We start from the raw sequence: 23,732 nt of genomic DNA on the forward strand, positions 1-23,732 counted from the left end.
ACTGCCGCAATTGCCGCGCAGCAGCATCCACCCGCACGATTCTGCACATGTCCCTTGCTCGGGCCCACCTTGTGCAACCGGGCCCATGATCCATCACCGGCCCAGTTTCCGGGCCCGGGCCCGGACAAAAATGTGACCAGCGGATGCCGCGCCGCTGCCGCCACGCACCACACCCACTCCAGCCCACACGCGCGCACCCCGGGCCCACCTTATGCAACTGGGCCCATGATCTATCACGGGCCCAGTTGCCGGGCCCGGGCCCGGGCAGAAATGGGACCCGGACAGAAGTGCGGCGCGGGGGCGCGAGGGAGCGGTACGCTAGCGGGCGGCGAGCTCCTCGGCCACCAGGAAGGCGAGCTCGAGGGACTGCATGTGGTTCAGGCGCGGGTCGCAGAGCGACTCGTAGCGGGTCGCCAGGGCGGCCTCGTCGATGTGCTCGGAGCCACCCATGCACTCGGTGACGTCGTCGCCGGTGAGCTCAACGTGGATTCCACCGGGGTGCGTCCCCACGGCGCGGTGCGCCTCGAAGAAGCCCTTGACCTCGTCGACGACGTCGTCGAACCGACGCGTCTTGTACCCGGTGGGCGTGGTGACGCCGTTGCCGTGCATCGGGTCGGCGACCCAGAGCGGCATGGCGTCACTGGCCTTGATGGCTTCCAGCAGCGGAGGCAGGGCGTCGCGCACCTTGCCGGCACCCATCCGGGTGATGAAGGTCAGGCGGCCGGGCTCGCGGTTCGGGTCGAGCTTGTCGACCAGGCGCAGCATGTCGTCGACCTTCGTCGCCGGGCCGAGCTTGACACCGATCGGGTTGCGCACCCGCGACAGGAAGTCAACGTGGGCGCCGTCGAGGTCGCGGGTGCGTTCCCCGATCCAAATGAAGTGGGCCGAGGTGTTGTACGGCGTTCCCGTGCGCGAGTCGATGCGCGTCATCGGACGCTCGTAATCCATCAGCAAGCCCTCATGGCTGGTGTAGAACTCGGTGCGGCGCATGGCTTCGAAGTCAGCGCCGCAGGCGATCATGAACTTGATGGCCCGGTCAATGTCCTTGGCCAGTCCCTCGTAGCGCACATTGGCCGGGTTCGCAGCGAAGCCCTGGTTCCAGCTGTGCACCTGGCGCAGGTCAGCGAAGCCACCCTGCGTGAAGGCACGAATGAGATTGAGGGTGGACGCGGAGGTGTGGTACGCCGTGACCAGTCGGTCAGGGTCGGCTTCGCGCGATTCGGGGGTGAACGGGTAGCCGTTGACGATGTCGCCGCGGTAGGCCGGCAGCGTCACGTCGCCGCGAGTCTCGAAATCGCTCGAGCGGGGCTTAGCGAACTGTCCGGCCATGCGGCCCATTTTGATGACAGGCATCGACGCACCGTAGGTGAGCACGACGGCCATCTGCAGCACGGTCTTGACCCGATTACGAATCTGGTCGGCCGTGGCGCCGCTGAACGTCTCGGCGCAGTCGCCGCCCTGCAGCAGAAAGCCATCGCCCCCGGCGGCCTGAGCGAGTCGGTCGCGCAGGATATCCACCTCACCGGCGAAGACGAGCGGCGGCTGGGTGGCCAGTTCAGCGGATGCTGCGGCTACCTTGTCGGCGTCGGGCCAGGTCGGTTGCTGCTTGATCGGCAGCGTACGCCAGTGGTCCAAACCCGTGATAACAGAGGCTTCTGCGGCAACAATGGGCTCGGTGGGGTCTACCACGGGATGGTTCCTGTTTTCTCTACTGGACCGGCAACGGTCTCCGGCCTGAAATGGACGAGGTGCTGCACCCACGACGCTAATCGGCGCAAACAGCACATCAAAGAGCCTATCGCGAAAGGCTGGCCCGCTTTTCTTTGACCGAGGAGGCGTAGACGTCGACGTACTCCTGCGTGCTGAGTCGCTGCAGCTCATACATGAGCTCGTCGGTAACGCTGCGCAGTACAAACCGGTCGCCCTCCATGCCGTGAAACCGGGTGAAGTCGAGGGGTTCGCCAATGACGATGCCGATCCGACGCACCTGCGGAACCCGGGTTCCGGTCGGCATGGCCTTCTCGGTATCGATCATGGCCACCGGAATGACCGTGACACCCGATTCCAGCACCATCCGGGCTACACCGGTCCGGCCGCGATACAGGCGGGCGTCGGGGCTGCGCGTGCCCTCCGGGTAGATGCCGAGGATGCGGCCTTCGCCGAGCACCCGCAGGCCGGTATTGAGCGAGTCTTCCGAGGCCTTGCCGCCGGATCGGTCGATGGGCAGTTGTCCGGCCGCGGTCAGAAACTGCCGGGTTGCCCAGCCTTTGAGGCCCTTGCCGGTGAAATAGTCGCTTTTGGCCAGAAATGCCACGCGGCGCGGCACGACGAGCGGGAGAAAAACCGAATCAATAAACGACAGGTGGTTGCTGGCCAGAATCACCGGACCGGTCTTCGGAATGTTCTCCAGGCCGATAACCCACGGGCGAAACAGCGAGAGCAGCAGCGGGCCGATGACGATGTTCTTCATAATCCAATAGAACATTCGCACTCCTTTATCCGACTACGAAAGCTTAGTGCGCCCGCCGCAGCACAGCGGATGCCGCGCGCCGCCGCACCCATTGCCGCGCCTTGGGTCAGCGCACCGCGTGCAGTCGGGCGAGGTCGGCCGCTCCGACGACTCCCGCGTCGTTGACGAGTTGGGCAATGGCAAATTCGGCCTCCGGGTGGTAGCCGCGGGCGGGCAGATAGTCGAGGTAGGCCGCACGGATCGGCTCCAGCAGCAGCTCGCCGGCGGCGGCTACTCCCCCACCGAACACGAAAACCTGCGGGTCGAGCACCGCGCCGAGGCTCGCGCAGGCCTGCCCCAGGGTGCTGCCGAGCTGGCGCAGGGCAGCGAGGGCCCCACCGTCACCGTCTTGAATCAGTCGTCCCACCTCTTTGCCGGTGAGCTTGCCACGTCGCTCGCGGGCGGCGGCCAGACCGAGGCCGATGCCGCCGGCATCCGCAAATTCGTTGGCGATGCGCAGCAACGCCCGACCGGAACCGTACTGTTCCAGACAGCCGTAGGCCCCGCAGCCGCACGGCAGGCCATCGGGTACAAACCGCAGGTGGCCCAGCTCGGCTCCGGCCCCGAAACCGCCGCGGAACAGGGAATTACCGGTAACAATGGCCCCACCGACTCCCGTGCCGATGGTCAAGGTGACCATATCGGAATAGTCCCGGCCGGCGCCGAAGCGGAATTCAGCCCAACCGGCGGCGTTGGCATCGTTCTCGATAATGATCGGCAGGTCGAGCCGAGCCTCGAGCTTGTCGCGGAACGGCTCATTACGCCAGCTGATATTGGGTGCGTAGTACACGGTCGATTGGGCGGAGTCGATGAAACCGGCCGCGGCGACTCCCGCCGCGACGACGTCAGTACCTTCGGACAGGGCGAGGATCATCGCCACGACCGTGTCTTCGATCTCGCCCGGGTTACTCGGCGTGGTCGGCTGCCGATCAGAACGGATGATGCTGCCCGCCTCGTCGACGAGCGCCCCGGCAATCTTGGTGCCCCCGATATCGATACCTATGGCGTGCATGAAGGCACCTTTCGTTCGGGGCGATCAGATGGTTGGGTGGAGACGCCGATGCTGATGCCCGACACCATCTAGAGTGTAGTAAACCAGTTTGCCGCTGCACGAAACACCCGCTCACTGCAGAAATTTGGTAGCCGAGCAGTTACTGCGTTCAGCCGGTACCAAAGGAGTTGCCGTGAAACAGTTCGATATGCCTGCCGTCGTTGCCGCCGACCCTGGCGCCAATGTCACCGACCTGCTCATGGAACGCCTCGCCGCGACTCCAGAACTCGTGCTGTTTTCGTTGCCCAGGGGCGGCCGATGGCTCCCCGTCACCACGCAGGAGTTCCACACGCAAGTGGTGGCTCTGGCTAAGGGTCTCGTCGCCGCCGGCATCGAGCCGGGCGACAAAATCGGGCTGATCTGCAAGACCCGCTACGAGTGGACCCTGATTGACTTTGCGGTTTGGTTTGCCGGCGCGGTTCTGGTTCCCGTCTACGAGACCAGCTCGCCCAGCCAGGTGCAATGGAATCTCAGCGACTCGGGCGCCATCGCCGTCATCGTCGAAACCGCCGATCACTTTGCACGCTTCGACGAGGTGCATCCGGAACTCGCGGACATCCGTTCGGTCTGGCAGATCGATCTGGGCGACCTCGACAAGCTGGTCGCCGGTGGAGCTAAGGTGACCGATGCGGAGATCGACCGCCGCCGTAACCTCGCTGTCGGCGACGACATTGCCACCCTCATCTACACGTCCGGGTCGACCGGCAAGCCCAAGGGCTGTGTGCTCACCCACGCAAACTTTCTCGAAACCAGCCGCAATGCCGCGGTCGCACTCAAGGAGGTCTTGGTTGCCCCCGGGGGCGCTTCAACCCTGCTCTTCATCACCACCGCTCACGTGTTTGCTCGTTTCATCTCGGTGCTGTGCGTGCACGCCGGCGTGCGGGTGGGACATCAGGCGGACACCAAGACGCTCCTGCCCGCACTGGGCAGCTTTCAGCCGACCTTCCTGCTGGCCGTGCCGCGAGTGTTCGAAAAGGTCTATAACTCGGCCCAGCAGAAAGCGATCACCGGCGGCAAGGGCAAGATCTTCGACGCGGCCGCGCACGTGGCGGTTGAGCATTCCAAGCTCGAGCAGGCCGGCTCAACGATTCCTCTGGGCATGAAGATCAAGTTCGCCCTGTTCGACAAGCTCGTCTACAGCAAGCTGCGCACCGCCATGGGCGGCAAAGTCGTCTATGCGGTTTCGGGTTCCGCACCGCTCGGTGCCCACCTCGGCCACTTCTTCAAGAGCCTTGGCATTGTCATTCTGGAGGGCTACGGCCTGACCGAAACGACCGCACCGGCCACCGTGGGTCTGGCGACCCGTGCCAAAATCGGCACCGTCGGACCGCCGCTACCCGGCGTGTCGGTGCGGGTCATGGACGACGGCGAGATCGAGGTGCAGGGCGTCAACGTCTTCAAGGAATATTGGAACAACCCGCAGGCCACGGCCGATGCCTTCGACGACGGCTGGTTCAAGACGGGCGACATCGGCGTCTTTGATGACGAGGGCTTCCTCACCATCACCGGACGCAAAAAAGAGATCATCGTCACGGCCGCCGGCAAGAATGTGGCTCCGGCGGCGTTGGAGGACCCGATTCGAGCGAATCCGTTGATCGGTCAGGTCATCGTCGTCGGCGACCAGAAGCCCTTCATCGGCGCGCTCATCACCCTGGACCCCGACATGCTGCCGGTGTGGCTGAACAACAACCAAGAGGATGCCGGCATGTCGCTCGCGCAGGCATCCGTCAACAAAGCCGTGCTCGCGGAGATTCAGCGCGCGGTCGACCACGCCAATGAGGGCGTGTCACGGGCGGAATCAATTCGCAAATTCACGCTGCTGCCGATTGAACTCACCGAGGAGAGCGGACATTTGACGCCGAAGATGAGCATCAAACGCAACATCATCATGCGCGACTTCGCCGACGAGATCGCGACCATGTATTCCAATGCGCCGGCCACCGAGGGTATCTCGCTGCGCGAGTAGTTTGCGGTGCCGGCCTGGGGCTGGCTGAGGCGGCCTGAGGCGGGCCCGGGCAGAGGCGGGCCCGGGCAGAGCATTCCGCTCCCCGCTCAAACATTGAGGTCGTCTGGGCGGATCCGAGAGGTGCGTTCGGACCCGCCCAGACGACCTCAAAACTCGCAACTCCGCGAAACGCTCCGCCCGTGCCCTCACGTTACAGGGGACGCACGAGGCTCCGCCCGTGCGGGGGCGTGAACCAATGCATGAGGCTCCGACTGCACTAGAACCAGGTGGACTCGCGGATCTCTTTCATCGCCGCGCGCCGGTTTTCCTTGTCGAGTCGATCGATGTAGAGAAAGCCGTCGAGGTGGTCGGTTTCATGCTGCAGGGCCTGGGCCATGAGGCCGTCGCCGGAGAGCTCCACCGGGTTGCCGTCGAGGTCGATACCGGCGACCCTGGCGAAGGGATAACGCTTGGTCGGGTACCACAGTCCCGGAACCGACAAGCAGCCCTCTTCAACCAGGTCGGGTTCGCCGGAGAGCTCCACGACGGTGGGGTTGAGAATGTAACCGATAACACCGTCAACGTTGTAGCTGAAGGCCCGCAGATTCACCCCGATCTGCGAGGCGGCTACCCCGGCTCGGCCCGGCAAACCCACGCTGTCGACCAGATCCTGCACCAGGCCCCGCACCCGATCGTCGATCTCGATGATGGGGTCAGAGACGGTCTTCAACACCGGATCTCCAAATAGTCGGATCTGACGTTCAGGCACGGTGAAACTCCTCGGTAAGGCGGGTAGCGGACAAAGTGAGCGAGTAGGGCCTGGACTCGCTACAGGCTGCGGTCTGCGGGCAGACCCTCGACGACGAGCTCGGCGAGCGTGCGTGCGGCCAGGCGCGTGATCGGCTTGAGGTCTTTGTACGACACCACGCTGCCGGCGGCGAGCTGCGGATCGTAGGGAATGCGCACGATTTCGCGCACCCGGGACCGAAAGTGTGACTCGATCTCTTCGAGCCGCACCAGGTTGGTGCCCTGGGTCGCCGTATTGAGCGCGACAACCGCGTTGCTCACCAGGTCGCCGTAGCCGTTCGCTTCCAGCCAGGTGAGTGTTTCTGAAGCCAAACGGGCCTCGTCAACGCTTCCGCCGGAGACGATCACGATGGAGTCGGCACGCTGCAGGGTGGCCCGCATGACCGAGTGCACGATTCCGGTGCCGCAGTCGGTGAGCGCAATGGAATAGTACCGGGCGGCGAGGTCGGCGACGACGTTGTAATCGTTCTCGTCAAAGGCTTCGGAGAGCAGCGGGTCGGTGTCTGAGGCGAGAATGTCGAGGCGAGTTTCGTCGCGGGAGACGAGCGAGGAGAAATCGGTGAAGTTGCCGATCGACGCGGCCTTGGAGACAACGTCGCGCACGGTCGAGCGGGTCTGTTTACTGACCCGCTCCGACAAGGTTCCGCGGTCCGGGTTGGCATCGATGGCGATGATGCGATCGTCGCGGGCATCAGCCAAGGCCATGCCGAGCAGCGTGGTGACGGTGGTCTTGCCGACGCCGCCCTTGCGCGTGAGGATCGGCACAAACCGGGTGCCACCCTCGAACTGACGGCGAATTCGCTCGTCCATCTCCTTGTACGCCTGTACCTTGGCCGAGTCACCGAGATTCACCAGGTGGAGCGTCATCATATAAACGAATTCCGGCCAGGTACCCCGCGGCGGCTTGCGCGTTTTGCGGTTGACCGCGAGCAGACGATCAGAGGTCAGCATGGACGCCGATTCGGGTGCGGTGCTGCTGTCGGAACGGGTGCGGTCGCGCCGAACGGTTGTGGCGGCATCCGTTTTCGACAGGGATTCGACGGCCGAGCTGGCACGGGCTGCCCGGGCCGGCGCGGGCGTGCTGATTTCGACGGTGTGCGTGGCCGGGGTCGACACCACCCGGGTGGTCTGCATAGCGGTGTCGGCGCGGGAACCGGCGTGGGATCGGCCGGAGCCCGCAACCGCCCGGCGGGGCGCTGCCGGTACGGCGACCGGTACGCTCAGGCTTTCGGGCAGCGAGGCAGCGAGGTTGTCGATCGTGTGCGGTGGCAGCTCACTGTGGTAGTCATCACCGTGGTGGTCCTCACCGCGGCCGTCGTCACCGCGCCCGTCGCCACCGCGCCCGTCGCCACCGCGGTTCTCGTCGCGGGTACGCTTGGCGGCGGCGGACACCGGGCGTGCGGGCATGCCCGGGTCGTCAGTACTTTTGTCTGGCACGATTTATCCTCAACTGGTCGACAACGGCCCCCATCTTAGCGCGGACGCACCACCACGAGCAGATCGCCGGCGTCGACCTGCTGGGTGAGCGGAATGGCGACGCGTTCGATGGTTCCCGATATCGGCGAGGTGATTGCCGCTTCCATTTTCATGGCTTCGATGGAGGCGACGCTCTGGCCGGCTTCAACCTGGGTGCCTTCCTCCACCTGCAGGGTGACCACGCCGGAGAAGGGCGCTGCGATCTCGCCGGGCAGGTTGGCATCCGCCTTCTCAGCAATTTTGGTCTGCACGGTAATGCTGTTGTCACGCACGAACACGGGGCGCAACTGGCCGTTGAGAATGGTCATAACGGTGCGCATGCCCTTGTCGTCGGCTTCACCGATCGCTTCCAGGCCCACGTACAGGCGCACACCCTTGGCGATTTCGACGGCGTGTTCCTGGCCCTGCTGCAGGCCGTAAAGATAGTCGACGGTGTCGATGACCGACAGGTCACCGTAGCTCTCCTTGACCTGTTCAAACTGGCGGGTGGGCGCCGGGAACAACAGTTGGTTGAGCATGGCCCGACGTTCGGCGCTCGTGGCGTTCAGCGCGCTGCGCTCCCCCTCGGTGATCTCGGTGATCCCGACGCGCACGTTGCGCCCGGCGAGCACCTTGGTGCGGAAGGGTTCCGGCCAGCCGCCCGGCAGGTCGCCCAGCTCGCCGGCCATGAAGCCGATCACAGAGTCGGGCACGTCGTACTTGTCCGGGTTCGCCTCGAAGTCGGCCGGGTCGGCTTTCACCGCGGCGAGGTAGAGTGCGAGGTCACCGACGACCTTCGACGATGGAGTGACCTTGGGCACCCGGCCGAGGATGGTGTTCGCGGCGGTGTACATGTCTTCGATCAGTTCGAAGTGGTCGGCCAGCCCGAGCGCGACCGCCTGGGTGCGCAGGTTCGAGAGCTGGCCACCGGGAATCTCATGTGAGTAGACCCGGCCGGTCGGCGCGGACAGCCCCGATTCGAACGGGGTGTACAGGGTGCGCACGGCCTCCCAATACGGTTCCAGGTCGGTCATGGCCTTGAGCGAAATACCGGTGTCCCGCTCGGTGTGGGCGAGGGCTGCTACGAGAGAGGATGCCGACGGCTGGCTGGTCGTGCCGGCCATCGGTGCGGAGGCCACGTCGACAGCGTCGGCGCCGGCGCGCGCTGCAGCGAGCAGCGTGGCGAGCTGGCCCCCCGGAGTGTCGTGGGTGTGCACGTGTACGGGCAGATCGAACCGTTCACGAAAAGCGCTCACGAGTTTCTCGGCGGCACTCGGCCGGAGAAGTCCGGCCATGTCCTTGATGCCGATCACGTGGGCACCACTCTCCACGATCTGGTCGGCCAGGTGCAGGTAGTAGTCCAGCGTGTAGAGCTTCTCCGCCGGGTCGAGCAGGTCGCCGGTGTAGCAGACGGCCACCTCGGCGACGGCGGTGCCGGTGTTCAGGACCGCGTCGATGGCCGGGCGCATCTGCGACACGTCGTTGAGTGCGTCGAAAATGCGGAAGATGTCAACGCCGGTAGCGGTTGCCTCACGCACGAATGCGTCGGTGACCTCCGTCGGGTACGGCGTGTAGCCGACCGTGTTGCGACCGCGCAGCAGCATCTGCAGGTTGATGTTGGGCAGCGCCTCGCGCAGTGCGGCGAGGCGATCCCACGGGTCTTCGCCAAGAAAACGCAGCGCCACGTCGTAGGTGGCGCCGCCCCAGGCCTCAACGGAGAGCAGCTGCGGCGTCAACCGGGAGACATACGGCGCCACGGCGACGAGATCCTTGGTGCGCACGCGGGTCGCGAGTAGCGACTGGTGGGCATCACGGAAGGTCGTGTCGGTCACGGCCAGCGCGGTCTGGGCGCGCAGATCAGCCGCGAATTTGGTCGGGCCGAGCAGCTGCAGCTTTTGGCGTGAGCCGTCGGGCGCCGGCTGGGTTACGTCGAGCTGCGGCAGCTTGTCGCGTGGGTGCACGGTGGTCGGCGGCACGCCGTTGGGCTGGTTGACGGTGACCTCGGCGAGCCAGTTGAGAATCTTCGTTCCGCGGTCTTTCGACTCGCGGCCACGCAGAAGCTCCGGGCGTTCGTCGATGAAGGAGGTGCTCAGGTCTCCGGCCGCGAAGTCCGGGTCGTCGAGCACGGCCTGCAGAAAGGAGATGTTGGTGGAGACGCCGCGAATGCGGAACTCCGCCAGCGCGCGCTTGGACCGCACGACGGCGGACGCGTAGTCACGCCCACGGCAGGTGAGCTTGGCCAGCATCGAGTCGAAGTGCGGGCTGATCTGCGCGCCCGGGTTAATCGTGCCACCGTCCAGGCGGATGCCGGCGCCACCGGGAGAGCGATACGTGGTGATCTTGCCGGTGTCGGGCCGAAACCCGGCCGCGGGGTCTTCGGTCGTGATCCGGCACTGCAGGGCGGCGCCGCGCAGGCGGATCTCGCCCTGGGTCAGACCGATCTGCCCGAGGGTCTCCCCCGCTGCGATTCGAATCTGGGCCTGCACGAGGTCGACGTCGGTGACCTCTTCGGTCACGGTGTGTTCTACCTGAATACGCGGGTTCATTTCAATGAACACGTGCTGCCCGGCACGTTCACCGACGGTGTCGAGCAGAAACTCCACCGTGCCGGCGTTGACATAACCGATCGACCGGGCGAATTTGATCGCGTCGGCGTAGAGCTGCACCCGAATCTCATCGCTCAGGTTCGGTGCCGGTGCGATCTCAATGACCTTTTGGTGACGACGCTGCACAGAGCAGTCCCGCTCGAACAGGTGCACGGTCTCGCCGGAGGCATCCGCCAGAATCTGCACCTCAATGTGCCGGGGGCGAAGCACCGCGGCCTCCAGGAACATTGTCGGGTCGCCGAAAGCGCTGTTCGCTTCCCGCATGGCCTCTTCGAGCGCTCCACGCAGTTCGCTCTTCTTGGCCACGCGACGCATGCCACGTCCACCGCCACCGGCAACGGCCTTGGCGAAGATGGGAAAACCGATTTCATCGGCCTGGCTGATCATCAGCTCCACGTCGGTGGATGGCTGCGTCGATTTCAACACGGGAACACCGGCCGCGATGGCGTGTTCCTTCGCGGTGACCTTATTGCCGGCCATCTCCAGCACGTCGGCGCCCGGGCCGATGAACGTGATTCCGGCAGCCGCAGCAGCGTCGGCCAGCTCGGGGTTCTCCGATAGAAAACCGTAGCCGGGATAGATGGCGTCGGCGCCGCATTCCTTGGCGACTCGAATAATTTCGCTCACATCGAGGTAAGCCCGAACCGGATGGCCGACCTCACCGATCTGATAGGCCTCGTCCGCTTTCAAGCGGTGCAAGGAGTTGCGGTCTTCGAACGGGAACACCGCCACCGTCTTGGCTCCGAGCTCGTAAGCCGCACGCATGGCACGGATCGCGATCTCTCCGCGGTTGGCAACAAGAATCTTTTCAAACATGCAAGCCTTTCGAGGGCGGCGGGGCGCACAGCTAACGGTTAGGTTCTCTAACACTAGCCAAGGTAACGTTGACACACATGCACGTACTAAGCGTAAGTTCCCTTAAGGGCGGCGTTGGCAAGACCACGGTGACCCTTGGTCTGGCTTCTGCCGCCTTCGCCCGTGGCGTGCGAACACTCGTTGTGGATCTTGATCCACAGTCCGACGTGTCCACCGGCATGGATATCCAGGTCGCGGGTCACCTCAACGTCGCCGATGTTCTCGGTTCGCCCAAAGAAAAGACCGTGCGCGCGGCGATCGCCCCGAGCGGGTGGACCCGCAACCGTCCCGGCACCATCGATGTCATGATCGGCAGCCCGTCGGCGATCAATTTCGACGGACCGCATCCGAGCATCCGCGACATCTGGAAACTCGAAGAAGCGCTCTCCACGATCGAGAAAGACTATGAGCTCGTGCTCATCGACTGCGCCCCCTCACTCAATGCGCTCACTCGCACCGCGTGGGCCGCCAGCGACCGCGTTGCCGTTGTTACCGAGCCCGGACTGTTCTCCGTCGCTGCTGCCGACCGCGCCCTGCGTGCGATCGAAGAGATTCGGCGTGGTCTCAGCCCGCGCCTGCAGCCGCTCGGCATCATCGTAAACCGCGCCCGCTCGGCTTCGCTCGAGCACCAGTTTCGCATCAAAGAACTCCGTGACATGTTCGGCCCGCTCGTGCTCAGCCCGCAATTGCCGGAGCGCACGTCGCTGCAGCAGGCTCAGGGCGCTGCGAAGCCCCTGCACATCTGGCCCGGTGACAGTGCACTCGAAATGGCCGGCTACTTTGACCAGCTGCTTGACCGCGTGCTGCGCACGGCACGCATCGGCGAGTACGCCGAGGTTCCCGCGAATTAGCTGTACCCCGCCATCAGATCGGTGACACTCGCTGGCGCGGGATGGTCCAATGCCCGTGTGGACGCGGTCAGTGTTGTAGTAGCTGAGCCACAGGTCAAGAGCGTGGGTGCGTTCAGCACTGCCGGTGAGTACCTGCCGGTAGGCGCACCCGGCTTGGAGGTGCGGTTGAAGCGTTCGACCTTCCGGTAGGTCTACGGGCCGTGCCGCTGCTCGCGCCGGCGAGATGCCGCATTCGGCCCCATGATCTTCGCGAGATGCCGCATTCGGCCCCATGAACCCGTCCCAAGGGGCCGAAGCTGTCCCCTCGCGTGCGGGCGGGCTGCCCCAAGGGGCCGAAGCTGTCCCCTCGCGTTATCCCCGATCCATGAAGACCCCGCCTCGGCCTCGATAGCTTGCCCAGATCCAGCGCGAGCCGCGCCTGCGAGCCGCCGAGGGCCGGGCTATCCGCGGGATTGCGAGTTTTGCAATGTTTCGGGAGCTCTGCGCACACCGGTTGTTGAGCCTGTCGATTCCGATGGTGCGGCCGGGCTCGGGGCCTCGGGGCTCGGGCTAGGAGATTTTGCGAGCGGGGCGCCGGGCGGCGAGTTCGTCGGCCGGGTCGATCGCCTGCATGTCGAGTTCGACCAGGCTGGTTTCAACCTCACGCAAGACCTTGCCGACGGCAATGCCGAAGACGCCCTGGCCGCGGCTGACTAGATCGATGACCTCATCGTTCGAGGTGCACAGGTACACGCTTGCGCCGTCGCTCATGAGTGTGGTCTGGGCGAGGTCGCTGATGCCCGATTCGCGCAGTTGATTGACCGCCGTGCGAATCTGCTGCAGGGAGATGCCGGTGTCGAGAAGACGTTTCACGAGCTTGAGTACGAGGATGTCGCGAAAGCCGTAGAGGCGCTGGGAGCCGGAACCGGCCGCACCGCGCACTGTCGGTTCGACCAGGCCGGTACGAGCCCAGTAGTCGAGCTGGCGGTAGCTGATCCCGGCCGCACGCGCGGCGACAGCGCCGCGGTAGCCGGAGTTTTCGTCAAGCTCGGGCATGCCATCGGTGAACAGCAGTCCTAACGAGTAACGCGAAGCGTCAGCGTCAGGCTTTAGCTCACTCATATGGTTGCCTCTCGGGGGTTACATCCTGCGATGACGGATTACGCGATTAAGCGAGCCTGCGTCACGGTTGTGCAGAAAACAGTTGTGCAGAAAACAGTTGTGCAGAAAACAGTTGTGCAGAAAACAGTTGTGCAGAACAACGGTTGTGAAGAAACAGTGCTGGAACGGGATTACCGCGGTTGAACGGATGCTGCGAGCCGCCCTGCTGCGGACCGCTGTATCTACGGTACCGAGGTGGAACGCTTGCATCCTTGACATTCGTCTGACTGGTTTGGCGTGTCGTTTTGCGCCTGAGCCAGTCTACGACCTATTGGGTGAGTCGGCCCAGTGCAGATCGAATGAGGCTGCCGCGAATGACCTCGAGCTGCCCGGCAATCTCGACGGCCATTTCGGCGGCCTTGGCTCGACTGGAGGCATCTTTGCGACGCGCGAGCGGCACGAGTGCACTCTCAATCAGCCCGAGTTCGCGTTCGGCGGCCCCGCGAAAACCGCGCAGGTGCCGCGGCTCGATGCCGCTGCGCTGCAGTTCCACCAGGGCGCGCAGTACGTGCAGTACGCCCTCACCGTAGTAATCTGCCGGTAAAATGATCGACGCCGAGACGGCATCGTGCAGCAGGGTCGCAGACGCTCCGGCTTCTCGCAGCAGTTCCTCGCGGCTGAGACGTCGCATCGTGCCGAGCATCGACGGCCCAGGAGCGGCACCGCCGGGCAATACCGGCGACAGTCCGGCATCGAGATCATCGAGGTAGGAGCGGATGACTTTCAACGGCAGGTAGTGATCGCGCTGCATTGACAGAATGAGTCGCAGTCGGTCGACATCACCCGCGCAGAACTTGCGATAGCCGGACTCCGTGCGCGCCGGGGAGACCAGGCCCTGTTCTTCGAGAAAACGCAGCTTCGACGGAGTGAGGTCGGTGAATTCCGGGGTGAGGCGCGCCAGAACCTGGCCGATGCTCAGCAGCGGGGCTGATCCCGCGGTCTGCCCCTTCGCCGCCGACACGGGCACAGGGGAAGACCGAGCCTGAGCGGAATTCGCCGCCACTACTCGCTCGCTGCGCGGGCGAGGTCGAGGCGGGAGGCGTAGAAGGTGAGGCGGAACTTGCCGACCTGCACCTCGGCGCCATCGGACAGCGCGGCGGTTTCGATCCGCTCACCGTCGAAATAGGTGCCGTTGAGTGAGCCGAGGTCTTTGACCGAAAATGACGTGCCATTGCGCAAGAACTCGGCATGGCGCCGCGACACGGTGACATCGTCAAGAAAAATATCGGCGTTGGGATGACGACCGACACTGGTCAGGTCGGCATCGAGCAAAAACCGGGCGCCGGCGTTGGGCCCGCGGCGAACGACCAGGAGGGCCGAACCGGAGGGCAAAGCCGCAATGGACTCTTGCTCCTCGGCCGTGACGTTGGAGTCGATGGACGCGATCTGAGCTGCGAACTCCTGACTGAAGTTCATCGTTGTGTCGGTGCTGAGCATGTCGTGCACCGTCGTCGATTCGCCGGTCGTGTCGTCAGCGGCTGGTGTGGCGCCAACCGGTTGGGAGCTAACCGAATCGGGGTTCACTGGTTCAGGGCTGGACGATGCTGGAGTGGACTGCGCCTTGCTGGGCATTGCTTCGCCTGTCGTCGGGTTTTGGGGCTGATCTGGGGGCACGGGCTCGTTTCGCTTCGCGGATTCGTTCATTCCGGATAGTTCGACCATCACGCACCTCCTATCGCTCCAGCGTATCGGAAGATACACCCTCCGAGACCCTCGGAAGTCGAATCACTCGCATCGTTTCGATCGCGTAGATGATGCCCGCCCACCAGTACAGGAAAGCACCCCAGATCGCGAAGGCCCACCCCACCGGCTGTGACCACCAATCGAGCTGGGGAAAGGCTTGACCCAGCATGAGCAGGGGCAGGGCGTAGAACAGGTAGAAGGTGGCCACCTTGCCCAGTTGATGCACCGGCAGCGGGCCGAATCCGAAGTTCGCGAGGATCACTCCGAGGACCAACATGAAGACGTCGCGTCCCACCACGATCAGCACAATCCACCACGGCACGAGGTCACGCCAGGCGAGGCCGATCAGCGCGGCGAAGATGTAGAGACGATCAGCAGCGGGGTCGAGCAACTGGCCCAACCGGGTGATCTGATTCCAGCGGCGGGCCAAAACCCCGTCGAGCCAGTCGGTGAAGCTGGAGACGCTGAGCACGACGAGCGCCCAGCCATCCGATCCCTGGGCGAGCAACACGAGAAAAACCGGTACCAGAACAAGGCGCAAAAAGCTCAATATATTGGGCAGGGTCAGTACCCGATCACTCACCGCCCCGTTCGCTGCCCCAGTCACAGATCTGAGTCTATCGAGTGCCAGCGGATCACCCACAAAGTCACCCGTGACACGGCGACGTCCGCCGGGATCAGCCGAGCCGCTCGCGCAGCGCCGGCCAGCTGGCCGCGAAACCCGGATGGAGTGCCAGCGTCGACACCGTATCGGCCTGCACCCAACGCAGGGCAATGCTCTCCTCGTCACCAATGACGGGTTCAAATTCCTGGGTCGCTTCCACGACGACGGTGGTGTACGACCAGAATCCGAGGTCAAACAGGGAGGTGAATTTGAGCTGCACCAGGTGCGCCGGCACGCCGGCCTCTTCCTTGGCTTCGCGCAGGGCGGCCTCGACCGCCGTTTCATGCTCGTGGCGAGCGCCGCCGGGGAGGCCCCAGGTATCGCCGAAATGGCTCCACACGGCGCGGTGCTGCAGCAGCACCCCCCGCCGCGGGTGGTGCACGAGGAGTCCTGCCGCACCGAATCGGCCCCAATATTTGCGGCCGTCGGGGGCATGGATCCAGGCGTCTCCGCTGTCACGGTTCGGTCCGGGCGGTGGAACCGCGGATCCGCGTGCGAGGTTTACGTCACCCAAACTCTCAGTCATCCTTCTAGCATGCCTCACGCACACCCGGGGCGATGCGAAAACGTCGCGGAGCAGGTGAACTCGGAACCTGTATCGTCCCAGAACCTGCATCGTCCCAGAACCTGATCAGATCCAGACCCCGAAAAAGTCTGAAGCTACTTGAACGCAGAACTACATCGAAATGATCGCGTGTACCGGAGCGGCCGCGAGCCGATCCCGACCGTGCAGGTCGCCGAGTTCGAGCACGACGCCGACACCGGTGAGGGTGTAACCGGCCCGTTCGATCAGGCGAGTCGTAGCGGCAATGGTGCCCCCGGTCGCCAGAACATCGTCGAGGATAAGCACGCGGGTGCCGGCCGGCAGCTGGCCGACTTCGAGTTCGAGTCGCGCCGATCCGTACTCCAGGTCGTATTCTTCGGTCAATACGGTGCCCGGTAGTTTGCCGCCCTTGCGCACGGCGAGGACAGCGGCGTTGGCTGCGTATCCGACGGCGGCGGCCAGCAGAAAGCCGCGGGCCTCGATGCCGGCCACGGCGTCGAACTGGCCGCGATAGCGCTCGGCGAGGTCATCGATGATCGCGCGAAAGGCAATGGCGTCGGCGAAGACCGGATTGAGATCGCGGAACACAATGCCCGGCTGCGGAAAATCCGGGTAGGACGCCAGTAGGGCCTCGACGTGGGCGACGGCCGATGACGGCGCAGCAGAGGGCGCAGAAGGAGGAGTAGAGAGTTGAGTCACTGATCCATCGTAGGCGGCTCTCCGGTCGGGCGCCCACGTCAGGCACCCGCGTCAGGCACCCGCGTCCAGCCCAGCCCCTCCCTCACCGGGCGCCACTTCGACGGGCGCTTCGTGCCCGCGCGCCGCTTCGTGCACATCGTCTTCGCGCGGCGTGATCGCGATCGCGCTCATCGCGTCCAGAAAATGCACCACGGCTGCCTGCTGATCGACGGTGAGGTCCAGGGCGACCTGAAGCATTTGATCGTGCGCGTCGTCCAAAGCGCGATGAAGTTCATCGTGCGACGACTGCGTGGCAAAGAGTCGTTGCGCCCGGCCGTCGTCGGGGTTCACCTCGCGCCGGATATGACCGGAAACCGACAGCCTCGCGAGGAGCTTGGCTGTGGCCGCCGACGAGATATTCAGGACTTCGCTGAGATCCTTGGGGCTGGCTACCGTGTGCCGGCGTTCACAGGCGATGAGATGACGAATCGCCATCAGGTCGGTTTCATTGATCTGCATCTCTGCCTGAGCGCGGTGCCGCATCGTGGTATCGGCCACCCGAAAACGGCGCACGGCCTGCAGCACGTGCAGGGCTGAAGAAATACCCTCATTTTCTGGTTCGTACCAGTACGTCCCGTGCGTTGGGGGGTTACTCTCATCGTGAGACATATGTCCCATGGTAACGTCAGTAGTCGCTAACTAGGTTAGTTATTCCTAGCAGTATCCGGTTGTACCGAGAATGAGAGCCCACGTGCAGACCGTCAACACTCTTGCTGAACACGTCATCCTGCTCGACGAAGAAGGTCGTCACATCGGCACCGCACCGAAATACAGCATGCACGGATCGGACACCATGCTGCATCTGGCCTTCTCGTGTTACGTTTTCAATCCGCTCGGCGAAGTTCTCGTCACGCGCCGAGCGCTGACCAAGAAGGCGTGGCCGGGCGTCTGGACCAACTCCTTCTGCGGGCATCCGCTGCCGGCTGAACCCCTCCCTCAGGCGGTCGACCGCCGCGCGCGCCATGAACTCGGGTTGGAGATCACCGAACTCAACCTGGCACTCCCCCTGTTTCGGTACCGAGCCACCGACAGCAACGGCATTGTCGAAAATGAAATATGCCCGGTGTACCTGGCCTCCACCGACCAGGAGCCGATGCCCAACCCCGACGAAGTTGCCGAATACGCCTGGACCCGGCCGACCGAACTTTTTCGTGCGGTCACCGATGCTCCGTGGGCGTTCAGCCCCTGGATGGCCCTGCAGGTGCAGCAGCTGGACAGTTTTCATGCTTGACACGGTTGCGGTCGGCGTGGAAACCGAACTGGCCCGCTTTTTCGCGGCAGCACGGTTGCGCGCGACCGACTACGGAGAGCACTACGTGGAGCTCTGGGACGCTCTGGAGCAGGCCAGCAGCGGAGGCAAGCGCGTGCGCCCGGCCCTGGTCGTGGCGGCCTTCGCCGGTTTCGGCGGTCGAGACCACGCTCTGGTCGCACCCGTGGCCGTGAGTTTTGAACTGCTGCACACGGCGTTTTTGATTCACGACGATGTCATTGACCGCGACCTCACCCGGCGCGGCGTGGCCAACATCGCCGGCCGGTTCAACGACCGCGCCCTCGCGCACGGTGCCGCACCCGACCAGGCCGTGGTATGGGCCGCCGCCGCCGCAATTCTCGCCGGTGATCTCGCCCTGAGTGAAGCGCATCGCGCGCTGGCCAAGCTCCCCGTTGACGTGCACACCCGGCTGCGGCTGCTCGATCTGCTCGACCGAGCGGTGTTCGTCTCGGCGGCCGGGGAACTGGCCGACGTCACGAACAGCTCGGCGCGGCATCCGCTCACGGTCGAGGAGGTCATCGCCACCCTCCTGAACAAGACGGCCGTATATTCCTTCGAAGCGCCGCTGCAGGCTGGGGCCGTGCTCGCGGGGGCATCGGCCGAGGCGATCCGCCTGCTCGGGCAATATGGACGCCTCGTCGGTGTGGCGTTTCAGCTCACCGACGACGTACTCGGTGTGTTTGGTGACCCCCTGCAAACTGGCAAGAGCGTGACGGCCGACCTGCGAGAAGGCAAGCAGACCGCGCTGATCGCGCACGCCGGACACACCGCGAGCTGGTCACTGATTGAGCCCTATCTGGGCAAGGTCGACCTGAGCGAAGCAGAAGCCGACCGGGCCAGGGAGCATCTGCGCGCCTGCGGTGCCAAAGCGGCCGCCGAGGGGCTGGCCTATGACCATTCACGACAGGCCGTTGACACGCTCGACCCCGCAATCATTCCCGCCGAACTGCGCGCGAATTTGATCGAACTGGCCGATGCCGCCGTGAATCGTTCACGCTGATGCGCCCGCTCATCGGTGCACGACTGGGCCCGCTCCGAGCCTCGCCTCGAACGGGTGGCGCCAGCCCGAAACCGGCCCCCAGCACGCCGGCCAACACCAATTCTGTGCACACCACCCCGGCGGACACCGCTCCGGCCCACAGCAATCTGCTCAAGTACGCCGCGACGGCCAGGGCCAGCTCGACGACGGTTATCGGCCACTATTCGACCTCGTTCGGACTCGCCACTCGCCTGCTCGAGGCTCGGGTGCGCACCCCCGTGCGCACGATTTACGCCCTCGTGCGCATCGCCGACGAGATCGTGGACGGAGCCGCCACCGAGGCCGGAGTCTCGATCGAAGAACAACGGCAGCTGCTCGACGAGCTCGAACTCGAGACCGAGCGGGCAATTATTCGCGGCTACAGTACCAATCTCGTGGTGCACGCTTTCGCCGCTACGGCCAGACAGTGCGGCATCGACTCCGGCTTGATCGCCCCCTTCTTCGCCTCGATGCGTCGGGACCTCGACCCGGCACCGTTCACAGCGCAGGGCGTCACCGAATACATTTACGGCTCCGCTGAGGTCATCGGGCTGATGTGTCTGCGCTGTTTCGTGCAGACCACCCCGCGCAGCGCCGCCGAGCTCGGCGTGCTCGAAGACGGCGCCTGCCACCTCGGTGCCGCTTTTCAGAAGATCAATTTTCTGCGCGACTTGTCGTCGGACCAGGAAGTGCTCGGCCGCAACTATTTTCCGGGAATCGACCCGCTGCACCTGACCGAAGCACAGAAGAACACGATCCTCGATGACATCGATGTCGACCTCGCCATCGCCATCGCCGTGCTGCCGTTGCTGCCCCTCGGCTGCCGCCGAGCCGTGGCCGCCGCTCAGGGTCTGTTCACGCGGTTGTCCCAGCGCTTGCGGTCGACCCCGGCCGACCAAATACTGGGCTCCCGCATTCGGGTTCCGGATGGAGAGAAACTCATGATCGCCCTGACTAAATGCCTCGGCCCCGGTGCGTGGAAACGATGACACGCGACACCAAGACGGGTCCCGGGTCAGCGACGCCGCACGACAATCGTTCCACGCGTACTACCGTGATCGGCGGCGGCATCGCCGGCCTGGCCAGCGCCGCGCTGCTCGCCCGGGAGGGCCACGAGGTCACCCTCCTGGAATCCCGCTCGGAACTCGGCGGACGGGCCGGACTGTGGAACAGCAACGGGTTTCGCTTCGACACCGGTCCATCCTGGTACCTCATGCCGGAAGTTTTCGAGCACTTCTACCGGTTGTTCGGAACCACCGCGGCCGAGCAGCTTGAGCTCGTGAAGTTGGATCCCGGCTACCGGGTGCTCTTTGAGGGCGATCCCGTTCCGGTGGACATTCGCTCGGACCGGGCAGCGAACATCCGCTTATTCGACAGTGTGCAACCCGGAGCCGGACGCGCGCTCGGGCGCTACCTCGACTCGGCGACCGAGACCTACGACATGGCTGTGAAGCGGTTTCTGTACTCCAGCTTTGAATCGTTCCGACCGTTTCTGGTTCCCGACGTGCTGCGACGTCTCGGTCGACTGGCCCGGCTGCTGCTGCAACCGCTCGATAAATTCGTCGCCGGGTATGTGCGCGACCCCCGATTGCGGCAGATCCTTGGCTACCCGGCGGTTTTTCTGGGTTCCGCGCCCAACCTGACGCCGTCGATGTACCACCTGATGAGCCATCTCGACCTGACCGACGGGGTGCTCTACCCGCAAGGCGGGTTCGGCACGCTGATCGACAGCGTTACCGCCATCGCCCGCGCCGAGGGTGTGCGCATCGTGACGAATGCCACGGTCACCGCCATTCGCGTCAACGACCAAAAAACAGTGTGCGGCGTGCGCTACACCGACGGGCACGGCACGTCGAAAGAACTCGACGCCGACGTCGTGGTGTCCGCCGCCGACTTGCACCACACCGAAACCGAGCTGATCCCGGCCGATCTGCAGACCTACCCCGAACGCTGGTGGGATAAGCGCCGGTCGGGACCCGGTGCCGTTCTGGTCATGCTGGGAGTGAGCGGCGACCTCCCGCAACTGCAGCACCACTCCCTGTTCTTCACGACGGACTGGGGTAAGAATTTCAGCCAGATCTTTGGCAAGAAAACGTCGGTGCCGTCCCCGGCATCGCTCTACGTCTGTATGCCCAGCGCGACCGACGCTTCGGTGGCACCGGCCGGCGATAGCAACCTGTTTGTGCTCGTGCCCGTTCCGGCTGATGTAGCGATCGGTGGCGGTGGCATCAACGGGGCCGGATCGACCACGGTCGAATCCATTGCGGATGCCGCTATTGAGCAAGTCTCCCAATGGGCCGGAATTCCCGACCTGGCCGCCCGGGTCACGGTCCGGCGCACGGTCGGCCCGGCCGATTTCGCCGACGAGCTGAACAGTTGGAAGGGCGGCGCCCTCGGCCCCGCCCACACCCTGCGACAAAGTGCTTTCATGCGGGGATCCAACATGTCCAAGAAGATTTCAGGCCTGTATTACGCCGGCGGCACCAGCATTCCCGGTATCGGCCTGCCGATGTGTCTGATCAGCGCCGAAATTCTGCTCAAACGCATCCGTCATGACACCACCACCGGGCCGTTGGCCGAACCGCTGCCCGCTCGCCCCGCACCGCCCCGCGCAACCGTAGCCCCGCTGGAGTCTGCGCCACAGCGATCGTGACTTTTCTGTACCTGCTCACCCTGCTGCTCTCGCTCGGCGGTATGACGGTGTTGGACTGGCGCTTTCGCCTGTTCTTCTGGCAGTCCCCCGTTCGCGCAGCCCTCGTGCTCGGAGTCGGCGTGCTGTTCTTTCTCGGTTGGGACCTGGTCGGCATTGGCCTGGGCATCTTCTACCGCGGCGAAACCGCGCTGATGACGGGTCTTCAGCTCGCACCGGAATTACCGCTCGAGGAGTTCTTCTTTCTCACTTTTCTGTGTTATCTCACCATGAACCTCGTGCAAGGTGCCCGGCTCGTATTCGAGCGGCGGCGCTGAGATGACCTACCTGATATTGAACGCGGTCTTTCTCGTCGTCGCCGCGCTCGTGGCCGCCGTAGCCCTTCTGCGCCGTGCAATTTCTGTTCGTTTCGTGCTGTCAGTGAGCGTTGCCCTCCTACTGACCCTTCTGCTGACGGCCGTGTTCGATAACCTGATGATCGGGGCTGGACTGTTCAGCTATGACCCGGAGCACATCTCGGGTCTGTTCATCGGTCTCGCCCCGATCGAAGATTTTGCTTACCCGCTCGCCGCTGCCATTCTGCTGCCAGCGTTGTGGGTGCTGTCGGGCGGTACCAGGTTAGGAAGCACGGATGACTGAACAGCTCGGCACTGCATCATGGAAGATGCGGCAGGTTGTGCTGTCGTCGCGCCCGCTCAGCTGGATCAATACGGCGTTTCCGTTCGCCGCGGCGTACGTGCTGACCATCGGACGCGTGGATGCACTGCTGATCTGGGGCACCCTGTTCTTTCTGATTCCGTACAACCTGCTCATGTACGGCATCAACGATGTCTTCGACTACGAATCCGATCTGCGCAATCCACGCAAGGGCGGTGCTGAGGGGGCGCTGCTGCACCCCGCGCTGCACCGTACGGTGATAACCGCCGGAGTGGTGAGCGTGACAGTTGTGGGCGGGGCGATGCTGGTACTGGCTGGGGCCGGGCATCCGCTCTCGTGGTTGGTGCTCTTCGTGAGCCTGTTCGCGGTTGTCGCCTACTCGGTGCGTGGCCTGCGGTTCAAGGAACGCCCCATTCTGGACTCGATCACCTCAAGCAGCCACTTTGTCACGCCGGCCGTTTACGGCCTCGTGGTAGCGGGAGCCACGTTCGACTTCGGGCTGTTGGCCCTGCTCGCGGCATTCTTTCTGTGGGGCATGGCCAGCCATGCCTTCGGCGCCGTGCAGGATGTTGAGCCGGACCGCCAGGCCGGAATCGCGTCGATCGCGACCGCCCTCGGCGCCTGGCCGACCGTGCGGCTCGCGATCACGTTCTGGGCTCTGGCCGGCCTGCTCATGCTGGCGACGCCGTGGCCCGGGCCGCTCGCCGCCGTGCTGGCCGTTCCGTACATGCTTGCGGCAGCACCGTTCTGGTCGATCAGTGATCAACGCTCCGACAGCGCCAACCGGGGCTGGAAACTCTTTCTTTGGCTCAATTTCTTCACCGGATTTCTCGTGACCATGCTGCTGATTTACTCGGTGCGGCAGGGCGGCTGAGACTTCGGGCTTGCGCCCGATAGAGTCAACTCATGGAGCTTACTTCCGCCCGGGTCGATAGTTGGAGCTGGGGCGTGCGTCTGTTCAAGACCCGCTCGATGGCTACGACCGCCTGCCGCGCCGGGCACGTGAAGGTGAACGGTGACAAGGCCAAGGCCGCGCAGGCCCTGCACATCGGGGACGAGGTGCGCGTGCGCTCGGACGGCTTCGACCGGGTTCTGATCGTGTCGCGTCTCGTGGTCAAACGGGTGGGAGCGGTCGTCGCCGCCGAATGCTACGTCGACAAGACTCCCCCGCCTCCGCCGCGCGAAGAAGTCGCCCTGGTTCCCATGCGTGACCGTGGCGCCGGGCGGCCGACCAAGCGCGAGCGGCGCGAGATTGACGAACTGCGCGGACACGTCAACGAATAACGGGC

The 23,732-nt window shown here is 64.4% G+C and carries 24 protein-coding genes; 11 read left to right on the forward strand and 13 right to left on the reverse strand.

Going from position 1 to position 23,732, the window contains the following annotated elements:
• Nucleotides 1-318 precede the first annotated feature (318 nt).
• From QMK22_RS04235 to QMK22_RS04245, 3 genes are all read right to left on the reverse strand, one after another.
• The gene (locus QMK22_RS04235; protein ID WP_283496375.1) at nt 319-1,689 is read right to left on the reverse strand and encodes a class II 3-deoxy-7-phosphoheptulonate synthase; all 1,371 of its coding nucleotides are present in this window, start codon (nt 1,687-1,689) and stop codon (nt 319-321) included.
• Nucleotides 1,690-1,795: 106 nt separating this feature from the next.
• A complete protein-coding gene (locus QMK22_RS04240) occupies nt 1,796-2,485 on the reverse strand; it encodes a lysophospholipid acyltransferase family protein (RefSeq protein ID WP_283496376.1) in 690 nt (229 codons plus the stop codon).
• A 91-nt stretch (nt 2,486-2,576) separates the two neighbouring features.
• A complete protein-coding gene (locus QMK22_RS04245; protein WP_283496377.1) occupies nt 2,577-3,521 on the reverse strand; it encodes an ROK family glucokinase in 945 nt (314 codons plus the stop codon).
• 172 nt (nt 3,522-3,693) lie between these two features.
• Here QMK22_RS04245 and QMK22_RS04250 point away from each other — a divergent pair, with 172 nt between their 5' ends.
• A complete protein-coding gene (locus tag QMK22_RS04250) occupies nt 3,694-5,526 on the forward strand; it encodes an AMP-dependent synthetase/ligase (protein ID WP_283496378.1) in 1,833 nt (610 codons plus the stop codon).
• A 256-nt stretch (nt 5,527-5,782) separates the two neighbouring features.
• Here QMK22_RS04250 and def read toward each other — a convergent pair whose 3' ends face one another.
• From def to QMK22_RS04265, 3 genes are read right to left on the reverse strand one after another with little or no spacing between them, the layout of a single operon-like run.
• Nucleotides 5,783-6,274 (reverse strand): peptide deformylase, encoded by a 492-nt coding sequence (def, locus tag QMK22_RS04255; RefSeq protein ID WP_283496379.1) that lies wholly within the window; start codon nt 6,272-6,274, stop codon nt 5,783-5,785.
• 59 nt (nt 6,275-6,333) lie between these two features.
• The gene (locus QMK22_RS04260) at nt 6,334-7,749 is read right to left on the reverse strand and encodes a MinD/ParA family ATP-binding protein (protein ID WP_283496380.1); all 1,416 of its coding nucleotides are present in this window, start codon (nt 7,747-7,749) and stop codon (nt 6,334-6,336) included.
• Nucleotides 7,750-7,784: 35 nt separating this feature from the next.
• Entirely contained in the window at nt 7,785-11,189 is a 3,405-nt protein-coding gene (locus tag QMK22_RS04265; protein ID WP_283496381.1) for a pyruvate carboxylase, read from the reverse strand.
• 77 nt (nt 11,190-11,266) lie between these two features.
• Here QMK22_RS04265 and QMK22_RS04270 point away from each other — a divergent pair, with 77 nt between their 5' ends.
• Nucleotides 11,267-12,079, forward strand: coding sequence for a ParA family protein (locus QMK22_RS04270; RefSeq protein ID WP_283496382.1), 813 nt, complete (start codon nt 11,267-11,269; stop codon nt 12,077-12,079).
• 549 nt (nt 12,080-12,628) lie between these two features.
• Here QMK22_RS04270 and QMK22_RS04275 read toward each other — a convergent pair.
• On the reverse strand, nt 12,629-13,180 hold the full coding sequence (locus QMK22_RS04275) for a MerR family transcriptional regulator (RefSeq protein ID WP_283496383.1): 552 nt from the start codon (nt 13,178-13,180) through the stop codon (nt 12,629-12,631).
• 30 nt (nt 13,181-13,210) lie between these two features.
• On the opposite strand from QMK22_RS04275, the gene QMK22_RS04280 reads away from it, so the two are divergent.
• Nucleotides 13,211-13,363 carry a hypothetical protein gene (locus QMK22_RS04280; RefSeq protein WP_283496384.1) on the forward strand — a complete coding sequence of 51 codons (153 nt, stop codon included), beginning with the start codon at nt 13,211-13,213 and terminating at the stop codon, nt 13,361-13,363.
• Nucleotides 13,364-13,487: 124 nt separating this feature from the next.
• Here the strand turns inward: QMK22_RS04280 and ftsR are convergent, their stop codons facing one another.
• The 6 genes from ftsR to QMK22_RS04310 all read right to left on the reverse strand — a co-directional run bounded on the left by ftsR (nt 13,488) and on the right by QMK22_RS04310 (nt 17,373).
• Nucleotides 13,488-14,186: a transcriptional regulator FtsR gene (ftsR, locus tag QMK22_RS04285; protein WP_283496385.1), complete on the reverse strand. Its 699-nt coding sequence runs from the start codon at nt 14,184-14,186 to the stop codon at nt 13,488-13,490.
• 35 nt (nt 14,187-14,221) lie between these two features.
• Nucleotides 14,222-14,656: an FHA domain-containing protein gene (locus QMK22_RS04290; protein ID WP_502857054.1), complete on the reverse strand. Its 435-nt coding sequence runs from the start codon at nt 14,654-14,656 to the stop codon at nt 14,222-14,224.
• 235 nt (nt 14,657-14,891) lie between these two features.
• On the reverse strand, nt 14,892-15,509 hold the full coding sequence (locus QMK22_RS04295; RefSeq protein WP_283496386.1) for a CDP-alcohol phosphatidyltransferase family protein: 618 nt from the start codon (nt 15,507-15,509) through the stop codon (nt 14,892-14,894).
• Between the two features lie 70 nt (nt 15,510-15,579).
• On the reverse strand, nt 15,580-16,092 hold the full coding sequence (locus QMK22_RS04300; protein ID WP_349360567.1) for an NUDIX domain-containing protein: 513 nt from the start codon (nt 16,090-16,092) through the stop codon (nt 15,580-15,582).
• A 150-nt stretch (nt 16,093-16,242) separates the two neighbouring features.
• On the reverse strand, nt 16,243-16,809 hold the full coding sequence (locus QMK22_RS04305) for an adenine phosphoribosyltransferase (RefSeq protein WP_283496387.1): 567 nt from the start codon (nt 16,807-16,809) through the stop codon (nt 16,243-16,245).
• Nucleotides 16,810-16,860: 51 nt separating this feature from the next.
• Complete coding sequence (locus tag QMK22_RS04310) at nt 16,861-17,373, reverse strand: MarR family winged helix-turn-helix transcriptional regulator (RefSeq protein WP_283496388.1); 513 nt, start codon at nt 17,371-17,373, stop codon at nt 16,861-16,863.
• Nucleotides 17,374-17,539: 166 nt separating this feature from the next.
• Between QMK22_RS04310 and idi the strand changes: the two genes are divergently transcribed.
• The 8 genes from idi to QMK22_RS04350 all read left to right on the forward strand — a co-directional run bounded on the left by idi (nt 17,540) and on the right by QMK22_RS04350 (nt 23,727).
• On the forward strand, nt 17,540-18,079 hold the full coding sequence (gene idi / locus QMK22_RS04315; RefSeq protein WP_283496389.1) for an isopentenyl-diphosphate Delta-isomerase: 540 nt from the start codon (nt 17,540-17,542) through the stop codon (nt 18,077-18,079).
• Entirely contained in the window at nt 18,072-19,118 is a 1,047-nt protein-coding gene (locus tag QMK22_RS04320; protein WP_283496390.1) for a polyprenyl synthetase family protein, read from the forward strand. Before idi ends, QMK22_RS04320 begins: the two co-directional genes overlap by 8 nt.
• A gap of 104 nt (nt 19,119-19,222) precedes the next feature.
• Nucleotides 19,223-20,125: a phytoene/squalene synthase family protein gene (locus tag QMK22_RS04325; protein ID WP_283496391.1), complete on the forward strand. Its 903-nt coding sequence runs from the start codon at nt 19,223-19,225 to the stop codon at nt 20,123-20,125.
• Nucleotides 20,122-21,789 (forward strand): phytoene desaturase family protein, encoded by a 1,668-nt coding sequence (gene crtI / locus QMK22_RS04330; protein WP_283496392.1) that lies wholly within the window; start codon nt 20,122-20,124, stop codon nt 21,787-21,789. Before QMK22_RS04325 ends, crtI begins: the two co-directional genes overlap by 4 nt.
• Nucleotides 21,786-22,103: a lycopene cyclase domain-containing protein gene (locus tag QMK22_RS04335; RefSeq protein WP_283496393.1), complete on the forward strand. Its 318-nt coding sequence runs from the start codon at nt 21,786-21,788 to the stop codon at nt 22,101-22,103. The genes crtI and QMK22_RS04335 overlap by 4 nt, the downstream gene beginning before the upstream one ends.
• A gap of 1 nt (nt 22,104) precedes the next feature.
• Nucleotides 22,105-22,425, forward strand: coding sequence for a lycopene cyclase domain-containing protein (locus QMK22_RS04340; RefSeq protein WP_283496394.1), 321 nt, complete (start codon nt 22,105-22,107; stop codon nt 22,423-22,425).
• Nucleotides 22,418-23,317, forward strand: a complete 900-nt coding sequence (locus QMK22_RS04345) for a prenyltransferase (RefSeq protein WP_283496395.1) — start codon at nt 22,418-22,420, stop codon at nt 23,315-23,317. Before QMK22_RS04340 ends, QMK22_RS04345 begins: the two co-directional genes overlap by 8 nt.
• Before the next feature lie 32 nt (nt 23,318-23,349).
• Nucleotides 23,350-23,727 (forward strand): RNA-binding S4 domain-containing protein, encoded by a 378-nt coding sequence (locus QMK22_RS04350; RefSeq protein WP_134463030.1) that lies wholly within the window; start codon nt 23,350-23,352, stop codon nt 23,725-23,727.
• Nucleotides 23,728-23,732 lie beyond the last annotated feature (5 nt).

The sequence above is a fragment of the Cryobacterium sp. PH29-G1 genome (assembly GCF_030063365.1).
Lineage (GTDB): Bacteria > Actinomycetota > Actinomycetes > Actinomycetales > Microbacteriaceae > Cryobacterium.